Source organism: Neisseria sp. P0021.S007, assembly GCF_051956855.1.
The window spans coordinates 1-439 of record NZ_JBQCXA010001748.1; the positions used below are offsets into that span (position 1 = coordinate 1).

General features: G+C 40.1%; 1 protein-coding gene. It reads left to right on the forward strand.

What is annotated here, in order from left to right:
* A partial coding sequence (locus ACTHUR_RS21255; protein WP_440400791.1) for a type I 3-dehydroquinate dehydratase occupies positions 1 to 291 on the forward strand: 291 nt, incomplete at its 5' end.
* Between the last annotated feature and the right edge of the window lie 148 nt (positions 292 to 439).

Consider the following 439-nt stretch of genomic DNA (forward strand, 5'->3'; position numbering starts at 1 on the left):
AGTACAGGCCGTCTGAAAACAATGGCCGAGTGGGGCGCGAACATCTGCAAAATTGCCGTGATGCCGAAATCGTCGCAAGATGTATTGACCTTATTACAGGCAACATATGATGTTTCACAAATTATCGACCGCCCGATTATTACTATGTCTATGGGTAAAATCGGAGCTGTCAGTCGCTTGGCCGGCTCGAATTTCGGCTCGGCCGTTACCTTTGGTGCGGCACAAAAAACGTCGGCCCCCGGCCAAATTGATGCCAACGAATTAAGGAAAATCTTGGCAATTTTGGGATAGTTTAATTATTACTATTCAAGGCCGTCTGAAAAGTATTTTTAAGATGGCCTGATTTTTTTAAATTTATTTCTTTTCATTTTAAATAAAATAGGTAACAATGGGTTTCCTATTTTAATAAACAGAGGAGAAATAAAATGACTACTACTAA